The following is a 24,801-nucleotide window of genomic DNA, read 5'->3' as shown; positions in this document are numbered from 1 at the left end:
ATTTCAAGCAGATTTATTTTCTGCAAAATTCGTCGAAAAGTTGGAAAAAGATCCAATAACCAAGTATTTGGCAACGTTAAAATATTTACTAAAAAGTCGGAATAATGCTCTGCTCATCGCCCCCGAGCAGCCAGTTAAAAGACAGTTCAGGGGGCGGCCTACGCCATCAGAAAGCGTATTTGGTGCTCAGCATGAAGTTTCGCGGCTCACCGTAGGAACCGCTGTAGAAGTTGCCATCCAGGGAGCTGATGTACTTCTTGTCCAACAGGTTGTTGACCGTCGCAGTCGCCGACCACTGCGATGTCAATTGATAGCGGGCCATCAGGTTGACGGTGGCGTAGTCGCCCTGCTTGACCTTCGCCGGTTGGCTGAAGCGCCAGGAGTCCACCGTCAGGTTGATCGCGCTTTGCCAGTTCACCCCGCCACCAATGGTCAGGCGCTCCAGTTCGCCGGGCAGGCGGTAGGTGGTCCAGACCTTGACCAGGTCGGCGGGGATGCTGCTTTTGACGCGCTCGTGCTGCTCATCCTTGACCACACTGTGGCTGTAGCTGGCAGCAAGGTTCCAGTCGGGCAGCAGTTCGCCACTGACTTCCATATCCATGCCACGGGTCTTGGTTTTTTTCGCCGCATAGGCAGTCAGGGTGTCACTGCCGACGACCATGCCATCGGCCACGGCGTCGTTCTCCAGGTCAACCTCGAACAAGGCAACAGAGGTGTTCAAGCGCCCGCCGTAGTAGTCGCTCTTGAGGCCGATTTCGTAGTTGTTGCCTTCACGCGGGTCCAGCAACCTGCCGCCCCGGTTACGGTAGGGCTGGGGTTTGAAAATGCTGGTGTAGCTGGCGTACAGCGAGTGGTTGGGCGTGAGGTCATAGACCACGCCGGCATACGGCGTGACTTCACCATTGACTCGCACGCTGTCGTCGGTGTTGAAACGCACCATGTTCGCTACGTTGTAATGCAGCGAAGCGTCATAACGATAGTTGCTGACCCGCGCCCCGAGGATCACCGACAATTCATCGGTGGGTTTTAGGCGCGTGGCCAGGTAAACACCGTTCTGCCACTGGTCGATGTTGTCGTCTTCGCGGTTGAAGTTGTAGGACGCGTACGGCGCATAGTTGTTCCAACTGTAGATATTCACCGGCTTGCCACTGACGCCGTTGTTGCTGGTGCCGTCGGCCAGCAGGTTGCCGAAACCGTTACGACGGTTTTCGTAGTCCTGAAAGTTGAAACCAAACACCAGCTCATGCTCGCGCCCCATCAACTGGAACGGGCCGGAAAACATGATATCCAGCCCTTTCTGCTCCTGGGTGTTGTCGCCCTTGGTGGCGGTGTAGCTCAGGCCGTTGCCGGTCTGGGCATTCACGAAGCCAGTGGTGGTACCGACGATGATCGAGTCATAGTCACGGGTGCCATACATTGCATTGGCGGAGACCTTCAGGGTCCAGTCATAGGCCAGCTTCTGCTCGATGGAAGCGAAGGTGTTGACCGACTCCTGGCGGTTGCTGCTGTCGCGGCTGGCCGGGTTGTCGGAGCGCGAGGTGCGCAGGCGCTTGCCGTTACTGTCGAGCAGCGGCAGGCCGGTGGTGGAGAAGCCCTTGGGGTCACTATCAAGGTATTCCACGCCCACCGTCAGCAGCGTGGCTTCGCTCAAGTCGGCTTCGAGCACGCCATAAACAATGGTTTTTTCCTGCTGTAAATGGTCGGTAAAGCTGTTGCCCTGCTGATACGCCGCCACCGCCCTGCCCCGCAGATTACCGGTTTCGGTCAAGGGCCCGGACACGTCCACTTCACTGCGGTACAAATCCCAGGACCCCAGCCCGGCGCTGACATAGCCCTTGAAAGTATCGGTCGGCTTCTTGCGAATCAGATTCACCGTGCCGGACGGATCACCAGTGCCCGACATCAGGCCCGAAGCACCACGCAGCACTTCAATCCGGTCGTAGATGGCCATGTCCGACAAGGCCTGGGGCAGCGCCTGACTGAACGCGAAGGACGTAGTCGGCATGCCATCGTACTGATAGTTGTCGATGGCCAGCCCACGGGAAAACACATACAAGCGGTCGCTGCCGGGGCTCTGTACGTTGATCCCCGGAGTCTGCTCCAGCACCTGGCCAATACTGCGCAGGTTCTGGTCATCGATGCGCTGGCGAGTGATCACACTGACGGTCTGCGGGGTTTCGCGCAGCGACAGGTTGAGCTTGGTCGCGGTCTGGGTCGACGCCACAGTGTAGGACCCCGTGCCCTCACTGGTAGTCCCCAGGCCGGAAATGGTGGTGGCGCCCAATTGCAGGGTGTCGCCCTGCACTGCCGGCACCAAAATGTAAGTGCCATTGCCCTGGCGCTGGGCCTGCAAGCCACTGCCGACTAGCAGGCGCGCCAGGCCTTCCTCGACGCTATAAGTACCGCGCAGGCCGGTCGTGCTCATGCCCTGAGTCTGCTCACTGCTGAACGACAAGGTGACATTGGCGGCCGTGGCAAACAGGCTTAACGCCGAGCCCAAGGCGCCCGGCTGGATCTGGTAGACCACCGGCAGGCTTTGCGCCATGGCCTGGGTTGCCGCCAGGTTCAGGGCCGAAAAGGCACCAAGGGCCAATGCCAGGTGCACCGCCTTGGCAAGCGGCCGGGCGGCACGCAGAGAGAATCGTGACATGGGGGTTTCCTTTCGTTGGCAGAACATAGCAACAGTCGTAATCGCTGCTTTCGGTACATGGCCGAACGAAAATGAAAATCAGCAACCGCCGATGGGAATAATTCGCAAAAATAAAGCAACGGCCGCTCAGGCGGGTTCCACCGTGACCCAGTAACGCGTCACATAACGCACATTGACCGCGAGGGATTGGCGCAGGTTTTCAAGGACGGTGTCGGTGTCGTCAATACGAAACGCCCCACTCAGGCGCAGGTCTGCAATTGCCGGTGCACAGCGCAGCACGCCGGCACGATAGCGCCCCAGTTCGGCGAGGAAATCCGCCAGGCGCCAGTCCACTACCGTCAACATGCCCTGGCTCCAGGCGCCTGCACCCGCAGGGGCCGGGGTGATCGGGCCGACCTGCTGGCGATTGAAACCGGACTGCTGCCCGGCATCGAGGCGCACGACTTGCACGGGGTTATCCAAGGGGCGCAACTCCACCGCCTGTTCGATCACACACACATCGGTGCGACCGGGCCCGCAGCGCACGGTGAAACGCGTCCCCAAGGCGCGCACCGTACCCTGGGGTGTCTGCACCACAAACGGCCGGCCCAGGACATCGCTGGCAGTGCGCACCAGAATCTCGCCACGGTGCAGACGGATCGAACGCAACTGCCCGCTGAAGACAATATCCATGGCACTGTCAGTATTCAGGTCAACCTGGCTGCCATCTGACAAGCGCACATGCCGACGCTGGCCGGTGGCGGTGCGTTGATTGGCCATCAGCGCCTGGTAGGGCACCGTCTCAGTGGCCAGCCAACCACCGCCGCCCACGGCCAGCAACACCGCGAGGATTTTCAACACCTCCCGGCGCCGAGCCCGCCCACCGGCGAGCGTGGTCAACGATACATCCGCCGGCAGGCCGGCCCATTGGCTGTGCAGTTTCTCCACCCGGGCCCACGCCCGCGCATGCTCGGGACTTGCCTGCAGCCAGGTGCGCCAGGCCTGACGCTCTGCATCGCAAGGGTTCGTCCCCTTGAGCTGCACGTACCAGGTGGCCGCGGCTTCCAGGGTCTGGATATCGAGGGCGGTGCTCATCAATCTTCCGTGAGCAGCAGGCAGCGGGTCATGGCGCGGATCAAGTGCTTTTTGACCGTGGTGACAGACACGCCATAACGCGCGGCGGTCGCCACATAGTTCAAGCCTTCCAGCTGAACCGCGAGAAAAATCTGCCGAGTGCGCTCGCCCAGGCCGTCGAGCAGGGTGTCTACGGCCACCAGGGTTTCGAAGATCAGCAGGCGGGTTTCCGGAGATATCTCCAGGGGTTCGGTGCGCAAAGCCAGGGCTTCCAGATAGGCCTGCTCGAGCGCGCGGCGGCGGAATTTGTCGATCATCAACGCCCTGGCGATGGCACTGAGGTAGGTCCGCGGCTCGCGAATCTGTGTCACGTCCCGGGAGGTCAGCAGGCGCACGAACGTGTCCTGCGCCAGGTCCGCAGCATCGCTGGCATTGCCCATGCGTGCGCGCAACCAGGCTTTGAGCCAGCCATTGTGTTCGCTGTACAACACCTGCAGCGCAGCATGATCGGGTGCGGACATGGGCGGTAAAGACCAATAATTCAATTGATAATGAATCGCATTGTCTTGCCCGCACGGGATTTGCGCAAGATCGATTCTGTTACCCCTCAGCTTTTGACGCTCCTGCATCCCCGCTGTTAGTGTCCGCCCTCCTTCCCCGCAGATACCTGCCCGGTGCGACTTAGCCGCAATGCATCACCCCAGGGACAACAGATCATTCTCAAAATGAACGGAGTTCAGCGCGTGCTTTTCACCCTACGCTTGCAACGCCTTACCAGCCTTTCGGTGATCGCCGCCGCCCTCAGCCTCGGCGCCTGCCACAACGCCAGCAGCCCCGATTTGCCGCCCGCCCCGGAGCTGGGTTCGGGCTATCGCACCGACATGCACGTACGCCACGCCGAGCGCCATATGGCAGCGGCAGCCAACCCGTTGGCGGCTGAAGCCGGGCGAAGCATCCTGCGCCAGGGTGGCTCGGCCATCGATGCGGCCATCGCCATGCAGGCGGTGCTGACGCTGGTGGAGCCGCAGTCCTCGGGGATCGGCGGTGGCGCATTCATCATGCTGTGGGATGGCAAGCAGGTACGGGCCTATGACGGCCGTGAAACCGCACCGGCCAGCGCCACGCCCGATATGCTGCTCGATGCCGACGGCACACCGATGGCGTTTGCCCAGGCGCAGATCGGCGGCCGTTCGGTCGCGACCCCCGGTGTACTGCGCGCGCTGAAGATGGCCCACGAACAAAGCGGCCGCCTGCCCTGGGCGCAATTGTTTGCGCCAGCGATCCAGCTCTCCGAGCAAGGCTTTGCGATTTCTGCGCGCCTGCACAGCCTGATCGCCGCCGACCGCTACATCAGCCAGTCACCGGACATGGCGGCGTACTTCCTCAACGCCGACGGCAGCCCAAAGGCCACTGGCACCCTGTTGAAAAACCCGGCGCTGGCCAATGTATTCAAACGTATCGCCAAGGAAGGGCCCGACGCGCTTTACCACGGCCCGATCGCCGAGGAGATTGCACGCAAGGTCCAGGGCCATCACAACACTGGCCGCCTTGCGCTAAACGACCTCCAGGCCTACCGCGCCAAAGAGCGTGCGCCGCTGTGCACCGACTACAAGCGCTGGCAGGTATGCGGCATGCCGCCGCCGTCTTCGGGTGGGGTGGCCATTGCGCAGATCCTCGGCACCTTGCAGGCCCTCGAAGCCCGCGACCTGCGCTGGGCCCTGGCGCCGCTCAAACCCGTGAAGACCGCGACTGCCGCTGGCCTGGAACCTGCGCCCAGCGCCGTGCACATAATCGCCGAGGCCGATCGCCTGGCCTACGCCGACCGTGCGCAATATGTGGCCGATCAAGACTTCGTCGCCGTGCCGGTCGCGGGCCTCGTCGCCCCCGGCTATCTGGCCAGCCGCGCGGCATTGATTGGCGAGCGCAGCATGGGCGTAGCTAAGCCCGGCCAACCGGCGGGGGTTCAGGTGGCTTACGCGCCGGATCGCTCGCCACTGCGTATTTCCACCTCGCAAGTGGTCGCTGTAGATGACCAGGGCGGCGCGGTGTCGATGACCACCACCATCGAAGCCGCGTTCGGCTCCCACGTGATGGTCCAAGGCTTCCTGCTGAATAATCAGATGACGGACTTTTCCTTTATCCCCGAAGAAAACGGCCAACCGGTGGCCAACCGAATCGAGCCGGGCAAACGCCCGCGTTCGTCCATGGCGCCGACCCTGGTCTTCGACCGCCAAAGCGGCGAGTTGCTGGCCACGGTCGGCTCCCCCGGCGGGTCGCAGATCATCGAATACGTGAGCAAATCCCTGGTGGGCATGCTCGACTGGAACCTCGACCCGCAAGCCGCCATCAGCCTGCCCAACTTCGGTAGCCGCAACGGCGCGACCGAGCTGGAACGAGGGCTGTTCAGCGCGCAATTGAAAGCGGCACTCAAGGACCGCGGGCACGCCTTGAGCGAGATCGATATGACCAGCGGCACCCAGGCCATCGTGCGAGTGCGCGATGCCCAGGGCAAGGCGACGTGGAGTGGCGGCGCGGATCCGCGGCGTGAGGGCGAGGCGCTGGGGGATTGAGAGCCAGCCCCCTAGCCACAGTCCTTGGTCCGTCCCTTAGCGGCTGATCTTCAAGCCCTTGCGCGCCGTGTGCCGTTCCAGCGCCAGTTCGATCAGGCGGCTGACCAGTTCGCTGTAGCTCATCCCCGCCGCCTGCCACAACTTGGGGTACATGCTGATGCGGGTGAAGCCGGGCAGTGAGTTGACTTCGTTTATCAGGACTTCACCGTCTTCACACAGGAACACATCCACCCGCGCCAGCCCGGCGCAGCCCAGCACTTCAAACGCCTCGACGGCCAGGGCCCGGATGCGCTCGCTGGCCTCGACGCTGATGTCGGCCGGCACCAGCACTTGCGCGGCCTGGTCGTCGATGTATTTGCTGTCGTAGGAATAGAAGCCGTCACGGACCACGATCTCGCCACAACCGCTGGCAACCGGACGCTCATTGCCCAGTACCGCGCATTCGATCTCCCGGCCTTTGACGGCGGATTCCACCAACACTTTTTCATCGAAGCCCAACGCCAGCTCAACAGCGGCCAGATACTCGGCTTCATTAGCGACTTTGCTCACGCCCACGGAGGAGCCTTGGTTGGCCGGCTTGACGAACAGCGGCAAACCGAGCTTTTGCCGTGCCTGGTCGAAGGTTGTGCGCGCCGCGTTGCCACGGTTGAGGGTGATAAAGGGCGCCACGGCAATGCCGGCATCGCGCAGCAGGCGTTTGCTGATGTCCTTGTCCATGCACACCGCCGAGCCCAGCACATCGGACCCCACGAACGGCAGGTCTGCCATGCGCAGCAAACCTTGCAGGCAACCGTCTTCGCCAAGGGTGCCGTGGACAATCGGGAAGATCACATCGACGTGTTCCAGCAGGCCCTGGCCCGAGGTTTCCACCAGTTGCTGGCTGGCCTTGCCTGGCACTACCGCCAGTTCGCGGTTGGACTGGTTGAGGGCGATCAGCGCAGGGTTCTCCTGGTTGAGCAGGAAGTTCGAGGTGTCATTGAGGTGCCAGTGGCCAGCCTTGTCGATGCCAATCAGCACCGGTTCGAAACGCGTGCGGTCGAGGGCGTCGACGATGTTGCGTGCCGACTGCAACGACACTTCGTGCTCGGCCGAACGGCCACCAAAAATAATCCCTACCCGCAACTGACTCATGACCCGGCCTCACTGTAGAAAGTAAGGCTTATTACCACGGGCCGTCAGCGCTTCGCCAGCGTTGCGACCGCGCACAATCGTACAAGACCCCGGCAGACAGCCGCCCCAGACTCAGTTAACGTAACTCCATCCGACATCTTTCGAAAAACATTCCATGGGCAAACTCACCGCGAATATCGACTGGCTGCACCGCGCGCCCCATGGCAGCGGCCTGGAGCGGATCGAAGCGTATTTTTCCGGGTTTGGCTTCGACCCTCATCGCCACGATACCTACGCCATTGGCCACACTTTGTTCGGTGTGCAGAGCTTTCACTATCGCGGCAGCCAGACCCACAGCCTGCCAGGCACGACCATGGTGATTCATCCTGATGAGGTCCACGATGGCTGGGCCGGCAGCGATGAAGGCTTCAAGTACCGGATGATTTATGTAGAGCCGGCGCTGATCCAGCAGGTTCTCGGCGGCAAGCCGCTGCCCTTTATCCACAACGGGCTGTCCAACGACCCGTGGCTGCACCGAGCCTGCCAGGCCTTTGTGCAGCAACTCGATTGCCCGCTGGACCCGATGCAGGAGCAAGACGCGTTGTTTGACCTGGCCCATGCCCTGAACAACGCATCGGGTATCAGCGCCAACCGCAAGACCTTTGATTACCAGGCCGCCGAGCGGGCCCGGGAGTTTATCCACAGCGCCTTGGGGCGCAGCATCACCCTAGATGAGATGGCCGCGCACTGCGGGCGGGATCGCTGGGCCTTGTCGCGGGATTTTCGCCTGTTGTTCGGCACCAGCCCCTACCGCTACCTGACCATGCGCCGCCTGGATCTGGTGCGCAACCTGCTGGGCCAGGGCCAGTCACTGGTGGATGCGGCGCTGATCGCCGGTTTCACCGACCAGAGCCACATGACTCGGCAATTTCGCAGCACCTTCGGTATCCCACCGTCACGCTGGGTGAAGATGCTCGGCCGCTAAACTGTAGGAGCGAGCTTGCTCGCGAAAAACCTGAGAACGCCACGTTCATCCAGGATAAACGCAGTGCAGTTAAGCTCTTCGCGTGCAAGCTCGCTCCTACAAAAAACCTAAGCCGCCTCCAGAACCGGTCCGGAACGCGATGACCTCAGTCGCAATGCCACCAGCGCTCCCACCAACGCGATGCCCGCGCTCCACCACAACGCCAACTCGATCCCCTGGGCCTGAGCCGCGCCCGTCGCGCCACCGGCGTTGGCCAGCGACACCAGCACCGCCAACCCCAGTGCGCCGCCGATCTGTTGCGTGGTCGAGGCCATGCCCGCCGCCACGCCCTGCTCTCCCGGCTTGACGCCAAGGCCTGCGGCCACCCACATCGCGGTCCAGGTCATGCCCTGGCCAAGGCTCAAGATAAAGATCCCCGGCAGCAACGACCAGAACCCCACCCCCGTAGGCAACGCCAGGCACACCAGGGCAATCCCCAGCGCCCCCGCCAGCTGGCCGCTGACCAGCGTGTTGCGCAAGCCGATCTTGACCAGCGCGCGCTCGGCCAGCCAGATGCCCAGGGTGCACACCAGTGTCGCCGGCAAGAACGCCAGCCCGGCCTGCAGCACGCTGTAGCCGTAGACTTGCTGGTAGTACAGCGCGAGGAAGTAGTACTGCACGCCGAAGCTGCTCATAAAGACAGCGGTCAGCACCATCGCCATGCGCAACTCGCGGTAACCCAGCAGGCGCAGTGGCATCAACGGGTCACGGCCACGGTGCTCGATCCAGGCGAACAGCCCGAGCAAGGCCAGCGCCAGCAACATGCAGCTCAGGGTCGCGGGTGCCGTCCAACCCCATTCAGGCCCCTGCACCAGGGCGAACACCAGCAGGGTGCCGCCGACGGTAACGGTCAACGCGCCATTCACATCAAAACTGCGACCCCGGCTGCGCTCGCCATCGGCGGGGATCCAGTAGCGCGCCGCCAGCGCACAGCCGCCAGCCAAGGGCACGTTGACCAGAAACACCGCCTCCCAGCCCCACCATTGGGTCAGCACGCCGCCCAACAACGCACCCAGCGCCAACCCGGCGGCCGACGCCGCACTCCACACCGCAAAGGCCCGGTTGCGCTGCGGCCCTTGCGCATAGTGCGTGTTGATCAACGCCAAGGTCGCCGGAAACAGCAGCGCACCGCCCACCCCTTGTACGGCGCGCGCCAGCACCAACAGCAACGCGCTGCCGCCCAGTACCGCCGCCAACGACGACAGCGCGTACAGCGACTGGCCCACCCGGTACATACGGCGTTTGCCCAGCAGGTCCGTGGCCCGGCCGCCGAGCAATAGAAAACCGCCAAACGCCACGGTGTACGCGCTGACCACCCACTGCAACTGTTGGGCAGAAAAGCCCAGGTGGCTGCCGATCTGCGGCAAGGCGACAAACACAATGGTCGCGTCCAGGGCGATGATCAGTTGGGCCGTGGCCAGCAACATCAGCATCCAGCCCGAGGGACGACTTGAGGGAATGGCGGGCATCACAACATCCTGTCCAAAAAAGAGTGCGGCCAGTGTCTTTCATGCCCAGCAGATGATAAATAGCCATATCAATCTTTCAGTTATGACTTTAATCATGGATCTGAACGCCGTTCGCTTGCTGGTTCGCGTCGCCGAAACCCGCAGTTTCACCCGCGCCGCCGGGGATCTGGGGCTCACCCAATCAGGTTTGTCGCGCGCCATTTCACGCCTTGAGGCCGAGCTGGGCGTGCGCCTGCTGCAACGCAACACCCGCAGCGTCAGCCTGACCCCGGATGGGCAAATGCTGTATGAACGCAGCGCACCGTTGCTGGCCGAGCTGGCCGAAACCGAAAAGCTGCTGCTCGACCGTCGTAGCACGCCTTCGGGTTTACTGAAAATCAGCACCCCCTCGCTGTTCGGGCGCAAAGTGGTGATGCCGGTGATTGGCGAGCTGACCCTACGCTACCCCGAGTTGCGCATCGAAGCGGTGATGACCGACCGGCTGGTGGATATCGTCGATGAGGGTTTCGACGCCCTGCTGCGTACCGGCGAGATCCAGGACCAGCGCCTGATCGCCCGGGCCTTGACGCCCCTGCGCTGGGTGACCGTCGCCTCCCCCGCCTACCTGGCGCGCTTTGGCACCCCACAAACCGTCGAAGAATTGCACGACCATAGCTGCCTGACCGTGCGCAATCTGCGCAGCGGGCGGATGGTGGACTGGCAGTTCATGCTCGACGGTAAGGTGCGCGATGTCAGCGTCGAAGGGCGGCTGATCTTCGACATTGGCGATGCCCTGGTGGACGGCGCGGTGGGCGGCTTCGGGATTGCCCAGGTGATGGACTTTGCCGTGCGCGACGACCTCGCTGCCGGGCGCCTGGTGCCGATCCTGGAAAGCTTCGCCGGGCGCAGCCGCACAATATCCCTGGTGTATCCACCCTCGCGCCAATACTCGCCGAAGCTGATCGCCTTTGCCGACGCACTGGCACAGGCGCAATGGTAGGCAGCGCTTGAATCCAGCGGCCCGAGTGTGAGAAGAAAGGATGCGCGGCCACCACCAAGAGGTTTTCCAGGGATGAACCTGACATTGACGCCCCCACAATGGGATGACGTGAACGAGTTACTGGCGTTCGAGCTGGCCAATCGGGACTTTTTCGAAAGTTGGATCAATGCCCGGCCCGAGGCGTACTACAGCGTCGAAGGCGTTCAGCGCGCCATCGAGAGCGCACTGCTGGAGGCCAGCGAAGACCGCGCCTATCAGTATCTGATCCGCGAAAACGGCGTGCTGGTGGGGCGGATCAACTTTACCCAAGTGCGCCGCCGCTACTATCACTCGGCGTCCCTGGGCTACCGCATGGGGGCCCAGTTCACCGGGCGTGGCCTGGCACGACAGGCCGTGGCGCTGGGCCTGCAAAAAGCCTTTGGCGAGCATGCCCTCAAGCGCATCGAAGCCACCGTACGCCCGCAGAACCCAGGCTCGCTGCGGGTGTTGCAGCGCAACGGCTTTACCCAGTACGGGCATTCACGCAAGGCGTTCCTGCTCGATGGACAATGGTTCGACCTGCTGCTGTTCGAGGTTCATGCCCCCTGATTGGCCGGCCTTGAGTCTAGGTGGACAACTGGTTGGCAAACTGGCCAACCGCACTGACCACTTTCTGCGCGCCGTCTTGGATCTCGACGATCACCGTGCCCGCCTCTGCCGCCAGCGACAAACCCTGCTCGGCCTGCAACCGGCCATCGGTCATCAGCGCCACGGCATCGCGCGCCATGTCCTGGTTCTGGCGCACCACGCCGACGATTTCTTCCGTGGCTTTGCTGGTACGCGAGGCCAACTGGCGCACTTCATCGGCCACCACCGCAAACCCGCGACCCTGCTCGCCGGCACGGGCCGCTTCAATCGCGGCGTTGAGCGCCAGCAGGTTGGTCTGCTCGGCAATCCCGCTGATGGTCTTGACGATAGTGCCAATCACCTGGGACTGGGCGTTGAGTGCCTCGATGCCCTCGCCGGCCTGTTCCATGTGCTTGGCCAAGTCGCGCATCACCTCCACCGCCTGGGTGACCACAGCGGTACCGCGCTGGGCACTGCTGTCGGTGTGCAATGAGGTGCTGTAGGCAATGTTGGCGGCCTCGGCCACCGCGCGTTCCTGATTGATCTGGTCGGTGATTACCGTGGCGAACTTGACCACTTTGTACAGCCGGTCGTTGGCGTCCAGCACCGGGTTATAGGAGGCTTCCAGCCAGACTTCGCGGCCATGGGCATCCACGCGCTTGAAGCGGCCGGCGACAAACTCACCGCTGTTCAAGCGTTTCCAGAAGGCCTGGTAGTCAGCGCTGTTGTAATCCTGGGGCTCGCAGAACATACGGTGATGTTTGCCCTGGATCTGCGCCAGGCTGTAACCCATGCCCTGCAGGAAACGCTCGTTGGCGCCCAGCACATTGCCATTGAGGTCGAACTCGATCACCGCCGTGGAACGCACCAGCGCGGTGATCAGGTTTTCATGCTCACGGGACGCCTCAATGGTGCGGGTCAGGTCGCTGGAGTACACCGAAAACCGTTTGATGCGCCCGTCCGCGCTCCGCACCGGCTGCACGATGGAGCGCAACCACGCTTCCTTGCCATTGCCGCGCAGCAGGCGCACGGTGCCGGCAAAGTGTTCGCCACGGCTCAAGGCGTTGGCAAAGCGCTGCTGGAATTCGTCGCGCTTCACATGCTCCGGCACAAACCCATGGATGGCATGGCCCAGCAGGTCGCTGGACTTGTAGAACATTTCGTCGAGGAAGTTCTGATTGACCGACTCGATCCGGCCCTCAGGGTCGAGGCTCAATGCCAGCATCTCGCTCTCCAGGCTTTCCTTGACCTGCTGCAGGCTGGACAGTTCTTCGCGAAGAGCGGACAGCTCCTGCTTCAAGCGGGTATTGAACATGGGGAACACCGGAGGGCAGTCATAGTGGATTGTCTAACCATCGGCGCTGCCGGCGTTTTCTGAAGAGGGCTTGAGCCCCCTGATACAATTATTTTTTCAGTGCCTCAACTGCCGTTATTACGGCACAAGCCCAAGACCTGATACTCAAGGGTCTTGAGCTGACCGCTGGAATCTTCATAGGTCATGCGCGAGGGCACCACCTTGCAGGTTCGCACCGGCGGCGTGACATTCACCACCCGGGCGATATCCAGCTTCATCCCGTAGCGATAAGCCTGCACTTCAGGCACCGGCTTGCCCTGCGCGGTGGCATAGCGCGCCATGGCCTCCTGGTTTTTTTGCATCAACTGCGCCATGGCGCGGTCCCCGCCACCTTCGGCCATCGCCCCCATGGACAGAGAAAAAACCACCACGCCCAGGGCTCGTGTCAAATGCTTCATTAAAGTGTCCTCGTCTGATTTCAAGTCGTTGAAAGTTCAGGATCGAGGGTAACTAACGCTTCCTGTCAGGAGCTTCACGGGCGGATTACGTATCCGTCATAAACCGTTGAACTGGCAAAATTGTAATGTGCAGGCCACCTCGGCGTTATCCGCTGTTTGCAACTATGAGCCGGGCTCCCCGCATCAGGGATAGCTCTCCAATAAGAACGCCCCAGGCGACTAAAAAGCTCATAGCTGCCAACACCGAGGAGCGATACATGCGTACTAACCGCACACTTTCCCTTTCCATCATCGCAGCACTGGCCAGCGCAACACCGCTGGCGGGCATGGCCGCAGAAGATAAACCCGAGGGGTTTATCGAAGGCAGTACGCTGAACGTACTGGCGCGCAACTTTTACTTCAATCGCGATGACCGCAAAGGCCAGTCAAGCCCGACCGGAAACGGCTATTCAGAAGCGTGGGCCCAGGGCCTGATCGGCAAGTTCGAATCCGGGTTCACCCAGGGCACCGTGGGGTTCGGCCTGGATGCGTTTGCGATGTATGGCCTCAAGCTCGATTCAGGCACCGGGCGCAGCGGCGGCCGGGGCTCATTCGACATGTTGCCGGTAGACAGCGACAACCGTCCCGAAGACGACTACAGCAAGCTCGGCGGTGCAGTAAAAATGCGTTTGCTGGACACGGTGGTCAAAGTCGGCGACGTCTTCCCGCAAACCCCGGTGGTGCACTACGGCGACTCACGCCTGCTGCCGGAAAGCTTTCGTGGTGTGACCCTGGAAAACACCAGCCTGGAAGGCCTGACCTTGCAAGGTGGACGCTTGCACGCCATGAGCCAGCCAACCCAAAGCGGCATGCGTGAGGGTTTTGCGACGTTTTACGCAGGCAATGTGAACGCGCCCTGGGTCGGTTACTTCGGCGGCGACTACCAGGCCAATCAGCATTGGAGCCTGAGCCTCTACAGTAGCCGCCTCAAGGACGCGTGGGATCAGTACTACTTCGGTACAGCGGTCAATTATCCGCTGACGGACGAGGTGGCGATGTTTGCCGGTTTCAACTATTACAACGCCCAGGACGAGGGCAAGCGGTTGCTGGGCGAGCTCAACAACAATATCTGGAGTGCCAAGCTTGGGGTGAAGGTCGGCGCCCATCGCCTGGCGCTGTCCCACCAGCGCAACAACGGCAACGATGACTTCGATTACCTGCGCCAGTCCGACTCGATCTTCCTCGACAATTCGATCCAATACAGCGACTTCAACTCGCCCAAGGAACGTTCGTGGGCCTTGCGGTATGACCTGGACATGCAGACCCTGGGCATCCCCGGCCTGTCGTTCATGACCCGCTATGGCAAGGGCACCGGCGCTGACTACAGCAACGCCAACTCGGTGTATATGCGTCGCGACGCCTTGGGTGACCCACTCACCGACCAGCGCCGCTGGGAGCGCGATATCGAGGCCAAGTACGTGTTCCAGGGCGGCAGCCTGAAAGACCTGTCGATACGCATTCGCCAGGCGACGGTACGCTCGAGCGCCTTTGAATCGGACCTGGAAGAATTACGGCTGATCATGGAATACCCGCTGGCCATCCTCTGATAACACTCAACGGCAAGTGCTTACATTCACTTGCCGTTGACTAGCACTTCTTCACAATTTGCAGCCTGTCAGAACTGTAATATGCGCCTCACGTTCTCGTTAAGTTGCCCTTCATATACTGCCTGCCTCGACCGACCGCGAACTAACGGCACGGGTCTTTTGCGGAGAAAGTTAATGAAGCCACTGCACATTTTATTCAGCGTTTTAATCAGTGCTGCCTCCACCGCAGCCCTGGCCGATGACGGCGGTGATCGCTCCCGCCAGTGGCTGGCCGAGTTTCGCCAGCAGCAGCAACAGATCCACGGCAGCCAAGCCGTGGCCGAGCAAAATCCAGCGCCCTCGGATGCATCGGCCCCCACGGCCATCTGAGCGGCGCACCCCGAGCACATTCATCTCTTGAAGCTTTTTTTGTGGAGCTCCTTTGGAAGGAGATGAATTTTTAGCGCCCTCACGGGCGCTTTTTTTTGCCCGCTCGATGCCATCCAACGCCGCCCTTGACCCTGAAGCTACTTCAAGGCTCAGAATTTTCCTACTTTGTGGACTACAGCCGTTATCCCGTGTAGCTCCCTTCGCCTATTCGCTTATCAGTAAGAGGTCAATCTGCATGCGTATCCTTGTGGTTGAGGACGAGCCAAAAACTGCCGACTACTTGCATCAAGGCTTGAGTGAGAGTGGTTATGTCGTCGATTGCGCCGCCAGCGGCATCGACGGCCTGCACCTGGCCGGCCAGCACCGCTATGAACTGGTGATCCTTGACGTCAACCTGCCCGGCCAGGACGGCTGGCAAGTGCTGCAACAGTTGCGCCGCGACAACACCTTGCGGGTGATGATGCTCACCGCCCGTGGCCGCCTGGCCGATAAGATCAAAGGCCTGGACATGGGCGCCGATGACTATCTGGTAAAGCCTTTCGAATTTCCCGAGTTGCTGGCCAGGGTGCGCTCGTTGCTGCGGCGCAGTGAGCCGATTGCGTTGCCGGAAATATTGCGCGTCGCCGACCTGGAGCTGGACCCACGTCGCCACCGGGCATACCGGGGTAAGCGGCGCATTGACCTGACCACCAAGGAGTTCGCGCTGTTGCAGGTATTGATGCGCCAGAGTGGCGAGGTGCTGACGCGCACGCAGATTATCTCGCTGGTCTGGGACATGAACTTCGACTGCGACACCAATGTGGTAGAGGTCTCGATCAGCCGGCTGCGGGCCAAGGTCGATGACCAGAGCGAGGTCAAGTTGATCCACACCATTCGTGGCGTGGGCTACGTACTGGAAACACGCCAATGAGAACCGGCAGTCTGTCCATGCGCCTGGGGCTCACCGTCAGCCTGATGGGCGCCGGCCTGGTGCTGCTGCTGGCGAGCCTGGCGTACCTGGCCCTCACCCATGAGCTGGAAAACCTCGCGCGCAAGGGCCTGGAAAGCAAGATGGAGCAGATCCAGCACAGCCTGCTGCAAGACCTCAACACCCGCGACATCAGTGCCCGGCCCCATTCACTGCTGGATCTGGTGATGGGCCATGACAACTTCTACCTGACCATCATCGGCCCCGCGCCCGCCAATGCGGTGTTGCTGAGCGTCGGTGCCAGGCCCCAGGAGCCCTTGCTGCTGGACTTTGCCGCGAGGCAAACCCTGGGGTTTCTGAACTGGACCGATGGCCGTGACAACCAGATCCTCAGCGCATCGAGCCTGATGCGCCTGCACACCGGGGAGAATGTGCGGGTGTTGCTGTCCCTGGATCGTTCCGACGATCAGGCACTGCTCAGTGCCTACCTGCAATCCACGGTCATCGCCCTGCCGCTGTTGTTGATCCTGATTGGCATGGGTGCGTGGTGGCTGGTGCAGCGCGGGCTCGCGCCGTTGCAGCAATTCAGCCGCGTCGCCGCCAAAGTCACTACCCAGGACCTGAGCCATCGCCTGGCCGTCGACAACCTGCCCAGGGAACTCAACGAACTGGCGCGGGGCATCAACGTGATGCTCGATCGGCTGGATGCCGGAGTACAGCAACTGTCGCAATTCTCCGACGACCTGGCCCACGAACTGCGCGCGCCCTTGACCAACCTGATGGGCAAGGCCCAGGTGACCTTGTCCCGTGCCCGGGCGCCCGACGAGTACAAATCGGCTCTGGAATCCAGCACCGAAGAACTGGACCGCTTGGCGCGGATCGTCGCCGACATGCTATTTCTGGCCCAGGTCAGCCATCCGGCGGCGCGGGCTTCGTTTACCGCAGTGAACCTGCGCGATGAAGCGCTACGGGTCATGGAGCTGTTTGCGTTGAGCGCCGAAGACAAAGCGTTGAAGCTGAGCCAGGCGGGCGACGCCTGGGTCCTGGGTGATCGGCTGATGATTCAACGGGCCATTTCCAACCTGCTGTCCAACGCAATCCGCCATAGCCCGCACGGCTCTAGAATTTCATTGCAGGTCGACACCCACCACCAGCGTGTATCGCTGACCGTCAGCAACCCGGGCACGGGAATTGAAGCGCAACACCTGCCGCACCTGTTCGAGCGTTTTTACCGCGCCGACAACAGCCGCGCCCGCACCGAAGGCGGCACCGGGCTGGGGCTGGCGATCGTGCGCTCGATCATGAGCCTGCACCAGGGCCAGGCCGAGGCCAACTGCATGCCGGGCGACGTGACCCAGTTCCGGCTGATATTCCCCACCCTGTCCGCCACCCCGCAAGTCCCGTAGCTACCGACTCCCTTGCCGCACTCAGCAGTCTTATTGCCGCAAACGGGCTTGCTATGGCAAGCAGGTTCGTCGTGGAGAACGGTCTTGTCGTGGCGAGCGGCCTTGTCGTGGCGAGCGGGCTTGCCCCGCGCTGGGCTGCGCAGCAGCCCCAACAAGCCACCCCAGTTACCCCTGACACACCGAGCAAGCAGGTTTTAGGGCGGCTGCGCCACCCAACGGGGGACAAGCCCCCTCTCCACAACAAGCCCCTCTCCACAATAAGTCCCCCCTCCACATTTCCCGCAGCAACCGCCCCACTGTGGCGAGCGGGCTTGCCCCGCGCTGGGCTGCGCAGCAGCTCCAACAAACCCACCCCAGTTACCCCTGACACACCGAGCAAACAGGTTCTAGGGCGGCTGCGCCACCCAACGGGGGACAAGCCCCCTCTCCACAACAAGCCACCTCTCCACAACAAGCCCCTCTCCACATTTCCCGCAGCAACCGCCCCACTGTGGCGAGCGGGCTTGCCCCGCGCTGGGCTGCGCAGCAGCCCCAACAAACCCACCCCACTTACCCCAGGCACACCGAGCAAGCAGGTTTTAGGGCGGCTTCGCCACCCAACGGGGGACAAGCCCCCTCTCCACAACAAGCCCCCTCTCCACAACAAGCCCTCTCTCCACAATAAGTCTCCCCTTCACAATAAGTCCCCCCTCCACAACAAGCCCCCTCTCCACCGTAAGCCCGTCCAGCGCGAGGTCAGGACGCTACCGGCTCTTCATCGCGCCGATGGGCCCAGTGGTAAAGCGCTGGTAATACCAGCAAGGTCAACAAGGTCGACGAGATAATCCCGCCAATCACCACCGTCGCCAGCGGCCGCTGTACTTCAGCGCCGGTGCCGGTGGCCAGGGCCATGGGGATAAAGCCGAGGGACGCCACCAACGCCGTCATCAACACCGGGCGCAAGCGGGTCAAGGCTCCTTCGTTGATCGCCACCGACAACGAACGCCCCTCCTCACGCAGGTTGCGGATAAACGCAATCATCACCAGGCCATTGAGCACCGCCACCCCCGACAACGCGATAAACCCCACCCCGGCAGAAATCGACAACGGAATATCGCGCAACCACAGCGCCATGATCCCACCGGTCAACGCAAAGGGAATGCCGGTGAATACCAGCAGCCCATCCTTGAGGTTGTTGAACATCATGAACAACAAGCCGAACACCAGCAGCAACGCCACCGGGACCACGATCTGCAAGCGCTCGGAGGCTTCCTTGAGCTGTTCGAACTGGCCGCCCCAGGTTGTCCAGTAGCCGGCGGGGATCTTCACCTGCTCTGCCATCACCCGTTCGGCCTCGGCGACAAACGAACCAATGTCCCGCCCGCGTACGTTGGCACTGACAATCACCAGCCGCTTGCCGTTTTCGCGGCTGATCTGGTTCGGGCCCAACACCAGGTCCAGGCTGGCCACTTGCGACAGGGCGATAAAGCCCAGTTGCCCCGTGGTATTGCCGGCCAGCGCGGGGATCGGGATCAGTAGCCGCGACAAGCCTTCGATATCGGTGCGCAGGGTTTCCGACAAACGCACCACCATGTCAAAACGCCGGTCGCCTTCGTACATCGTGCCGGCCTGGCGCCCGCCCACGGCGACGGCGATGGTGTCTTGCACATCTCCCACATTCAGGCCAAAGCGCGCGGCCTTGTCTCGGTCGATGTTGATGGTCAGCACCGGCAGGCCGGAGGTCTGTTCCACCTTCACTTCCGACGCGCCATCAAGCTTGCGCAAGGTTTCGGCGATTTCCCCGGCGGTGTTGTTCAGCACATCCCGATCATCGCCAAATACTTTCACCGCCACGTCACTGCGCACCCCGGAAATCAGCTCGTTGAAACGCAGTTGGATCGGTTGCGACAACTCGTACTGGCTGCCCGGCACAATCGCACTGGCGCGCTGGATATCGGCGATCAGCGCTTCGCGGGACTTTTTCGGATCCGGCCACTGCTCCTTGGGCTTGAGCATCAAGTAGGCGTCGGAAATATTCGGCGGCATCGGGTCGGAGGCAATTTCTGCAGTGCCGGTGCGGGCAAATACCCGCTGGATTTCCGGCACCTGCGCCATCAAGGTTTTTTCCAGTTGCTGCTGCATCTGCACCGATTGCGTGAGGCTGGTGCCCGGAACGCGCAAGGCTTGCAGGGCGAAGTCACCTTCACTGAGGCTGGGGATAAATTCGCTGCCCATGCGGCTGGCCACGGCGCCAGACATCACGATGGTCAACAGCGCCAGGCCGAACGCCCAGCTACGGTGCGCCATCACCCAATCCAGCACCGGCGCATAACCACGGCGCGCGTTGCGCATCACCCAGTTTTCGTCCTCCTTGACCTTGCCGGTGACGAACAGCGCAATCGCCGCCGGGACGAAAGTCACCGACAGAATCATCGCGCCCAGCAAGGCCATGACCACGGTGAACGCCATGGGATGGAACATTTTCCCGGCCACCCCGGTCAGGGCGAAGATCGGCAGGTACACCACCATGATGATCAGTTGCCCGAAGATCAGCGCGCGGCGCGCTTCTTTGGCAGCGGCGAACACTTCGTGCAGGCGCTCACTGCGGGTCAGCAGGCGGCCGTGGCGTTGCTGCGCATGGGCCAGGCGGCGGATGGCGTTCTCGACGATCACCACCGCGCCATCGACGATAATCCCGAAATCCAAGGCCCCCAGGCTCATCAGGTTGGCGCTGACCTTGTTAGTGAACATCCCGGTAAAGGTGAACAACATGGCCAGCGGGATCACCATCGCGGTGATCAACGCCGCGCGGATGTTGCCCAGGAACAGGAACAGAATCACGATGACCAGCAGCGCACCTTCGAAGAGGTTTTTCTTCACGGTGGCGATGGCTTTTTCCACCAGGTTGGTGCGGTCATAGACCGTGACCGCGACCACGCCTTCGGGCAGCGAACGGTTGATCTCTTCGAGTTTTTTCGCCACCGCCCGGGACACGCTGCGGCTGTTTTCGCCGATCAACATGAACACCGTGCCGAGTACCACTTCACGGCCATTTTCGGTGGCTGCGCCGGTGCGCAACTCGCGACCGATATCGACCTGGGCCACATTGCGCACGCGGATCGGCGTGCCGTCAACGGTGTTGATCACGATGTTGGCGATGTCATCGATGGACGCCACCTGTCCCGGCGCGCGGATCAGCAATTGCTCGCCGCTGCGCTCGATGTAACCGGCGCCGACGTTGGCGTTGTTGCGTTCAAGCGCCGTCACCAGGTCGCTCAAGGTCAGGTTGTAGGCGGCCAGGCGCTTGGGGTCCGGGGCGATCTGGTATTCCTTGGCGAAGCCGCCAATCGTGTTGATCTCGGCCACGCCAGGCACGTTGCGCAACTGCGGTTTGATGATCCAGTCCTGGATCACCCGCAGGTCCGTCGGCGTGTACGCCGATCCGTCTTCCTTGCGCGCGCCCTCCTCGGCCTCCACGGTCCAAAGGAAGATTTCCCCAAGGCCAGTGGAAATCGGCCCCATCGCGGTTTCAATACCGTCCGGCAATTGTTCGCGGGCCACCTGCAAACGCTCGTTGACCAGTTGCCGGGCGAAGAACAGATCGGTGCCATCCTTGAAGATCACCGTGACCTGAGACAGCCCCGAACGCGACAGCGAACGGGTCTGCTGCAAGCCCGGCAAACCGGCCATGGCGGTTTCGATGGGAAAGGTGATGCGCTGTTCGGTTTCCAGCGGTGAAAAGCCGGGCGCCGCCGAGTTGATCTGCACCTGGACGTTGGTGATGTCCGGTACCGCGTCGATCGGCAGTTTCTGGTAGCTGGCGATGCCGACACCGGCCATCAGCAACACCGCCAGCAACACGATGATGCGCTGCTCGATGGCAAATTGAATCAGACGTTCAAACATGGGGAATCACTCGCAGGATCAATGGGCGTGCTCGGCCGAAGCCTTGCCCAGTTCGGACTTGAGGACGAAGCTGCCAACGGTCGCCACCTCGGCGCCAGCCTCCAGGCCCTGGCGCACCTCGACAAAGCCGTTTTCACTGACACCCAGTTCAACGTGGCGGGTGACGAAACCTTCGGCGGTGCGCACAAACAGCGAGGGTTTGTCTTCCACGGTCTGGATCGCCTCCACCGGCACAGTGACCGGCGCCGAATAGCTATCCGTGGCCACCTGCACCGCGACAAACAGGCCGGGGCGCCACGAGTCGTCGGGGTTGGCCACGCTGACCCGCACCGTGGCGGTACGCGTCTGCTCGCCCAGCAAGTTGCCGACATAGGCCACGGTGCCCATCACGTCGGTACCCATTTCCGCCGAGCTGACCTTCACCGGCCGACCGACCTGGACCTTGTTCAGATCCTTGGGGAACACACCAAACGTGACCCACACCTGGGACAGGTCCGACAGGGTGAAAGCGGCGCTGGTCTCACTCACCACTTCGCCGACGCCCAGGTGTTTTTCCACCACCACTCCGGTAAACGGTGCACGCAGTTCGTAGCGATTGCCGCCGACCAGGACCGCGCTGCCACTCAGGGCGTTCATCTTTTGCCGCGCGTTGTTCAGGGCAATTTCGGCTTCTTGCAGGCTCTGGCGGGCCAGCAGGTAATCCTGTTCGGCGGAGATCTTGTCCTGCCATAACTGGCGCTCGCGCTGGAAGGTGGTGCGGGCCAGTTCGACCCGGCGTTGGCTGGCCGCCAACTCGCTGCGCTGATCCGAAATCTGCTGGCTGGCGATCACCGCCAACAGCTCGCCTTGCTTGACCTTCTGCCCAAGGTTGACCTTGACCGACTCCACCACCCCCGCCGCACGGGGCACGATATGGGAGGTGCGGTCTTCGTCGAATCGCACCTCGCCCGGCAACGAAAGCAGGGTGCTGATTTGTCGGGGCTGGGCCTTGGCCAGTTGAATGCCGGCGGCCTGAATCTGCTGCTCATTGAGCACCAGCACGCCCTCTTCCTCTTCTTCCTCCGGCGCTTTGACGCTCGCCACCGGTGCCTGGGGCGCCACGCTGGTGGCCGGCCAAAACACCATCGCCGCGAGGGCAATAGCCGCTGCAACAGCCAAAGCCAGGCCTTGTTGTTTGTTCATGGGGAACTCCTGAAAGATCAAATGCGGGCGAGGTCGCCGTAAATCCGTTCGATGCGCACCCAGGCATCGGTGGCCTGGGCGAGTGCGGCGAGGTATTGGGTGCGGGCGGCGATCAAGGTGCGCTGGGCGTCGAGCACATCGAGGAAGTTGAACTTGCCCATCTCAAAGCCACGGGTGGCGCTGTCCACCGCGCTTTGGGCGGCGGGCAGGATCACTTGGTTGAAGGCGCGCACCTCACTGTTGGCGGTTGCCCACAGGTCCAGGGCCTGGCGGGTTTCGGTGCGCAGGCGCAGTTCGGTGGCGTTGCGCAGGTCCCGCGCCTGATCGGCTCGGCGGCTGGCCGCCAGCACATTGCCCTGGTTACGATTGAATAGCGGGATCGGCATCGAGACGCCCACCAGATTCACCCGCTCGCGGACGCTGGCGTCATACTGGCTGCCGATGGAGATATCCAGGTCGGGTATCCGCTGGGCCTTCTCCAGGCCCAGGCCGGCGTCCCGTTGCTGGATTTGCAGCTGCGCCAGGCGCAGTTCGGCGGTGCTCTCCAGGCGCGCCAGCAGTTGGGTGGCCGAAGGCAGCGCCGGCGTATTCACGGCACCTGCCTCGACACGTTCAAAACCGATGGTGGCGCTGCCAGTGATGGCTGCCAGGCGGCGATAGGCATCACTTACGCCGATCTCGGCGCGGCTGCGCTCCAGGCGGATTTGCGAGACTTCTACCTGGGCGCGGGTGGCTTCGACCGGCGACGCCTTGCCCGCCGTGACCCGGCCATTGGCAATCACCAGGCCGCGCTCGGCCAGCGCCATTGAACGCTGGGCCAGTTCCAGGCGTTCCTGGGCCCACAGCGCGCCATAAAAGCCATCGATGACCTCGGCTCGCAGCAGGTTGCGCCGCTGTTCCAGTTCCTGGGCAGCCGCATCTTGGGCCCGCGAGGCCACCTCGATGCGCGCCCCGCGCTTGCCGCCCAGCTCCAGGGTCTGGCTCAACTTGACGGTGGTGGTGCGGGTGCTGCGGCGGGTGTCTTCGGCATCCCAGGAGGCCACCGGGTTGGGGATCAGCCCGGCCTGCTGGCGACCGCCCTGGGCGATGTCGATTTCCCATTGCGCAGCGGCCAGGTCCGGGTTGCCGGCAAACGCATTTTGCAGGGCCGATTCGAGGGTCAGGGTCTGGGCGCTTGCCACTTGGGCCATCGCCAATAACCCCACTACGGAGCACACAATTGTTCTTGAAAACATTGGCATAACAAGCGTTCCACACCCATGAGTTGGCGGACAAATCCAAGCAGGGGCAATGTAACTTTCGCTACTTATCAGGGGGGTGGCCAGAACATTACAAATCCGTTAGCAAAGGCTCTGGCCCGGGCTTTTGCTTTAACCTTCGCGGCAATTTCAGCGACTTCCCCTTGCACCGAGGCACCCTCGACATGCGAATCCTGGTTATCGAAGATGAACTGAAAACGGCCGAGTACTTGCACCAGGGACTGAGCGAGAGTGGCTATGTGGTCGACTGCGCAGCCAGTGGCGCGGACGGCGTGCACCTGGCGCGGCAACACGCCTATGACCTGGTGATTCTGGATGTGAACCTACCGCTGATGGACGGTTGGGATGTGTTGCAGCGGATCCGCCAGACCAGCAACACGCGGATCATGATGCTGACCGCCCACGGCCGCCTGGCCGACAAAATCAAAGGCCTGGAACTGGGCGCCGACGACTACTTGGTCAAGCCTTTCGAGTTTCCCGAACTGCTGGCCAGGGTCCGTACCCTGATGCGCCGCAGCGTCGAGGCGGCGGTACCGGACGTGCTGCGGGTGGCCGACCTGGAACTGGACCAGGGTCGCCACCGGGCCTTTCGCGGCAGCCAGCGCATTGACCTGACCACCAAGGAGTTCGCCCTGCTGCACTTGCTGATGCGCCAGAGCGGCGTGGTGCTGTCACGTACGCAAATCATCTCGTTTGTGTGGGACATGAACTTCGATTGCGACACCAATGTGGTCGAAGTCTCGATCCGCCGCCTGCGCGCAAAGATCGACGACCCGTTCGAGCACAAGTTGATCCACACCTTGCGCGGGGTGGGCTACGTGCTGGAAGAGCGCGAGTAGCGGTCAGTGCGCGAGCGATTCCTGGCTAAACCCTGGCCTTCGTTATGGACTGCCCCTGTGGGAGCGGGCTTGCTCGCGAAAGCAGCCTGTCAGTTGATGCATGTGCCGACTGACACACCGCTTTCGCGAGCAAGCCCGCTCCCACATTTGTAAGG

Annotated in this window: 18 protein-coding genes and 2 pseudogenes; 9 read left to right on the top strand and 11 right to left on the bottom strand. The window is 62.1% G+C overall.

The window, feature by feature from the left end; all coding sequences use genetic code 11:
• Window positions 1-166: 166 nt before the first annotated feature.
• The 3 genes from C5F71_RS17190 to C5F71_RS17180 all read right to left on the bottom strand — a co-directional run bounded on the left by C5F71_RS17190 (window position 167) and on the right by C5F71_RS17180 (window position 4,224).
• Window positions 167-2,650 carry a TonB-dependent receptor gene (locus tag C5F71_RS17190; protein ID WP_243733242.1) on the bottom strand — a complete coding sequence of 828 codons (2,484 nt, stop codon included), beginning with the start codon at window positions 2,648-2,650 and terminating at the stop codon, window positions 167-169.
• Window positions 2,651-2,776: 126 nt separating this feature from the next.
• Window positions 2,777-3,724 (bottom strand): FecR domain-containing protein, encoded by a 948-nt coding sequence (locus tag C5F71_RS17185; protein WP_104911589.1) that lies wholly within the window; start codon window positions 3,722-3,724, stop codon window positions 2,777-2,779.
• Window positions 3,724-4,224 (bottom strand): sigma-70 family RNA polymerase sigma factor, encoded by a 501-nt coding sequence (locus C5F71_RS17180; RefSeq protein ID WP_092233459.1) that lies wholly within the window; start codon window positions 4,222-4,224, stop codon window positions 3,724-3,726. Before C5F71_RS17180 ends, C5F71_RS17185 begins: the two co-directional genes overlap by 1 nt.
• A 204-nt stretch (window positions 4,225-4,428) precedes the next feature.
• Here C5F71_RS17180 and ggt point away from each other — a divergent pair, with 204 nt between their 5' ends.
• Window positions 4,429-6,273, top strand: a complete 1,845-nt coding sequence (gene ggt, locus C5F71_RS17175) for a gamma-glutamyltransferase (protein ID WP_104911588.1) — start codon at window positions 4,429-4,431, stop codon at window positions 6,271-6,273.
• A gap of 36 nt (window positions 6,274-6,309) precedes the next feature.
• Here ggt and ddlA read toward each other — a convergent pair whose 3' ends face one another.
• Entirely contained in the window at window positions 6,310-7,404 is a 1,095-nt protein-coding gene (ddlA, locus tag C5F71_RS17170) for a D-alanine--D-alanine ligase (protein ID WP_092233453.1), read from the bottom strand.
• Window positions 7,405-7,558: 154 nt separating this feature from the next.
• Between ddlA and C5F71_RS17165 the strand changes: the two genes are divergently transcribed.
• Window positions 7,559-8,368, top strand: coding sequence for an AraC family transcriptional regulator (locus C5F71_RS17165; protein ID WP_070996734.1), 810 nt, complete (start codon window positions 7,559-7,561; stop codon window positions 8,366-8,368).
• Between the two features lie 107 nt (window positions 8,369-8,475).
• Here the strand turns inward: C5F71_RS17165 and C5F71_RS17160 are convergent, their stop codons facing one another.
• Complete coding sequence (locus C5F71_RS17160; RefSeq protein WP_371923396.1) at window positions 8,476-9,840, bottom strand: MFS transporter; 1,365 nt, start codon at window positions 9,838-9,840, stop codon at window positions 8,476-8,478.
• A 130-nt stretch (window positions 9,841-9,970) separates the two neighbouring features.
• Between C5F71_RS17160 and C5F71_RS17155 the strand changes: the two genes are divergently transcribed.
• Both C5F71_RS17155 and C5F71_RS17150 read left to right on the top strand, forming a co-directional pair.
• Window positions 9,971-10,855 carry a LysR family transcriptional regulator gene (locus C5F71_RS17155; RefSeq protein WP_104911586.1) on the top strand — a complete coding sequence of 295 codons (885 nt, stop codon included), beginning with the start codon at window positions 9,971-9,973 and terminating at the stop codon, window positions 10,853-10,855.
• A gap of 72 nt (window positions 10,856-10,927) precedes the next feature.
• Complete coding sequence (locus C5F71_RS17150; RefSeq protein WP_029295784.1) at window positions 10,928-11,443, top strand: GNAT family N-acetyltransferase; 516 nt, start codon at window positions 10,928-10,930, stop codon at window positions 11,441-11,443.
• Between the two features lie 16 nt (window positions 11,444-11,459).
• Here the strand turns inward: C5F71_RS17150 and C5F71_RS29730 are convergent.
• The 3 genes and pseudogenes from C5F71_RS29730 to C5F71_RS17140 form a co-directional block, all read right to left on the bottom strand.
• Window positions 11,460-11,888: pseudogene (locus C5F71_RS29730) on the bottom strand (methyl-accepting chemotaxis protein); the annotation flags it as partial.
• Between the two features lie 159 nt (window positions 11,889-12,047).
• Window positions 12,048-12,686 (bottom strand): annotated as a pseudogene (locus tag C5F71_RS29725) (PAS domain-containing protein); the annotation flags it as partial.
• Between the two features lie 194 nt (window positions 12,687-12,880).
• Entirely contained in the window at window positions 12,881-13,213 is a 333-nt protein-coding gene (locus C5F71_RS17140) for a DUF2790 domain-containing protein (protein WP_029295788.1), read from the bottom strand.
• Between the two features lie 257 nt (window positions 13,214-13,470).
• Between C5F71_RS17140 and C5F71_RS17135 the strand changes: the two genes are divergently transcribed.
• The 4 genes from C5F71_RS17135 (at window position 13,471) to C5F71_RS17120 (ending at window position 17,481) form a co-directional block, all read left to right on the top strand.
• On the top strand, window positions 13,471-14,799 hold the full coding sequence (locus tag C5F71_RS17135; RefSeq protein WP_104911585.1) for an OprD family porin: 1,329 nt from the start codon (window positions 13,471-13,473) through the stop codon (window positions 14,797-14,799).
• A gap of 174 nt (window positions 14,800-14,973) precedes the next feature.
• Window positions 14,974-15,168 (top strand): hypothetical protein, encoded by a 195-nt coding sequence (locus tag C5F71_RS17130; protein WP_104911584.1) that lies wholly within the window; start codon window positions 14,974-14,976, stop codon window positions 15,166-15,168.
• 235 nt (window positions 15,169-15,403) lie between these two features.
• Window positions 15,404-16,078, top strand: coding sequence for a heavy metal response regulator transcription factor (locus C5F71_RS17125; protein ID WP_104911583.1), 675 nt, complete (start codon window positions 15,404-15,406; stop codon window positions 16,076-16,078).
• Window positions 16,075-17,481, top strand: a complete 1,407-nt coding sequence (locus C5F71_RS17120) for a heavy metal sensor histidine kinase (protein ID WP_104911582.1) — start codon at window positions 16,075-16,077, stop codon at window positions 17,479-17,481. The genes C5F71_RS17125 and C5F71_RS17120 overlap by 4 nt, the downstream gene beginning before the upstream one ends.
• Window positions 17,482-18,216: 735 nt before the next feature.
• Here the strand turns inward: C5F71_RS17120 and C5F71_RS17115 are convergent.
• Genes C5F71_RS17115 through C5F71_RS17105 form a run of 3 tightly spaced genes read right to left on the bottom strand, consistent with a single transcriptional unit; the run spans window position 18,217 to window position 23,789 of the window.
• Window positions 18,217-21,366 (bottom strand): CusA/CzcA family heavy metal efflux RND transporter, encoded by a 3,150-nt coding sequence (locus tag C5F71_RS17115; protein WP_104911581.1) that lies wholly within the window; start codon window positions 21,364-21,366, stop codon window positions 18,217-18,219.
• An 18-nt stretch (window positions 21,367-21,384) separates the two neighbouring features.
• Complete coding sequence (locus tag C5F71_RS17110) at window positions 21,385-22,548, bottom strand: efflux RND transporter periplasmic adaptor subunit (protein ID WP_104911580.1); 1,164 nt, start codon at window positions 22,546-22,548, stop codon at window positions 21,385-21,387.
• 17 nt (window positions 22,549-22,565) lie between these two features.
• A complete protein-coding gene (locus C5F71_RS17105) occupies window positions 22,566-23,789 on the bottom strand; it encodes a TolC family protein (protein WP_104911579.1) in 1,224 nt (407 codons plus the stop codon).
• Between the two features lie 182 nt (window positions 23,790-23,971).
• On the opposite strand from C5F71_RS17105, the gene C5F71_RS17100 reads away from it, so the two are divergent.
• Entirely contained in the window at window positions 23,972-24,646 is a 675-nt protein-coding gene (locus C5F71_RS17100) for a heavy metal response regulator transcription factor (protein WP_104911578.1), read from the top strand.
• The last annotated feature ends 155 nt before the right edge of the window (window positions 24,647-24,801 follow it).

It is taken from the genome of Pseudomonas sp. LG1D9, from assembly GCF_002949995.1.
In the GTDB taxonomy this organism is placed as follows: Bacteria; Pseudomonadota; Gammaproteobacteria; order Pseudomonadales; family Pseudomonadaceae; genus Aquipseudomonas; species Aquipseudomonas proteolytica.
Note: the sequence above shows the minus strand (reverse complement) of the source record. Positions and strands in the feature narration are given on the sequence as shown.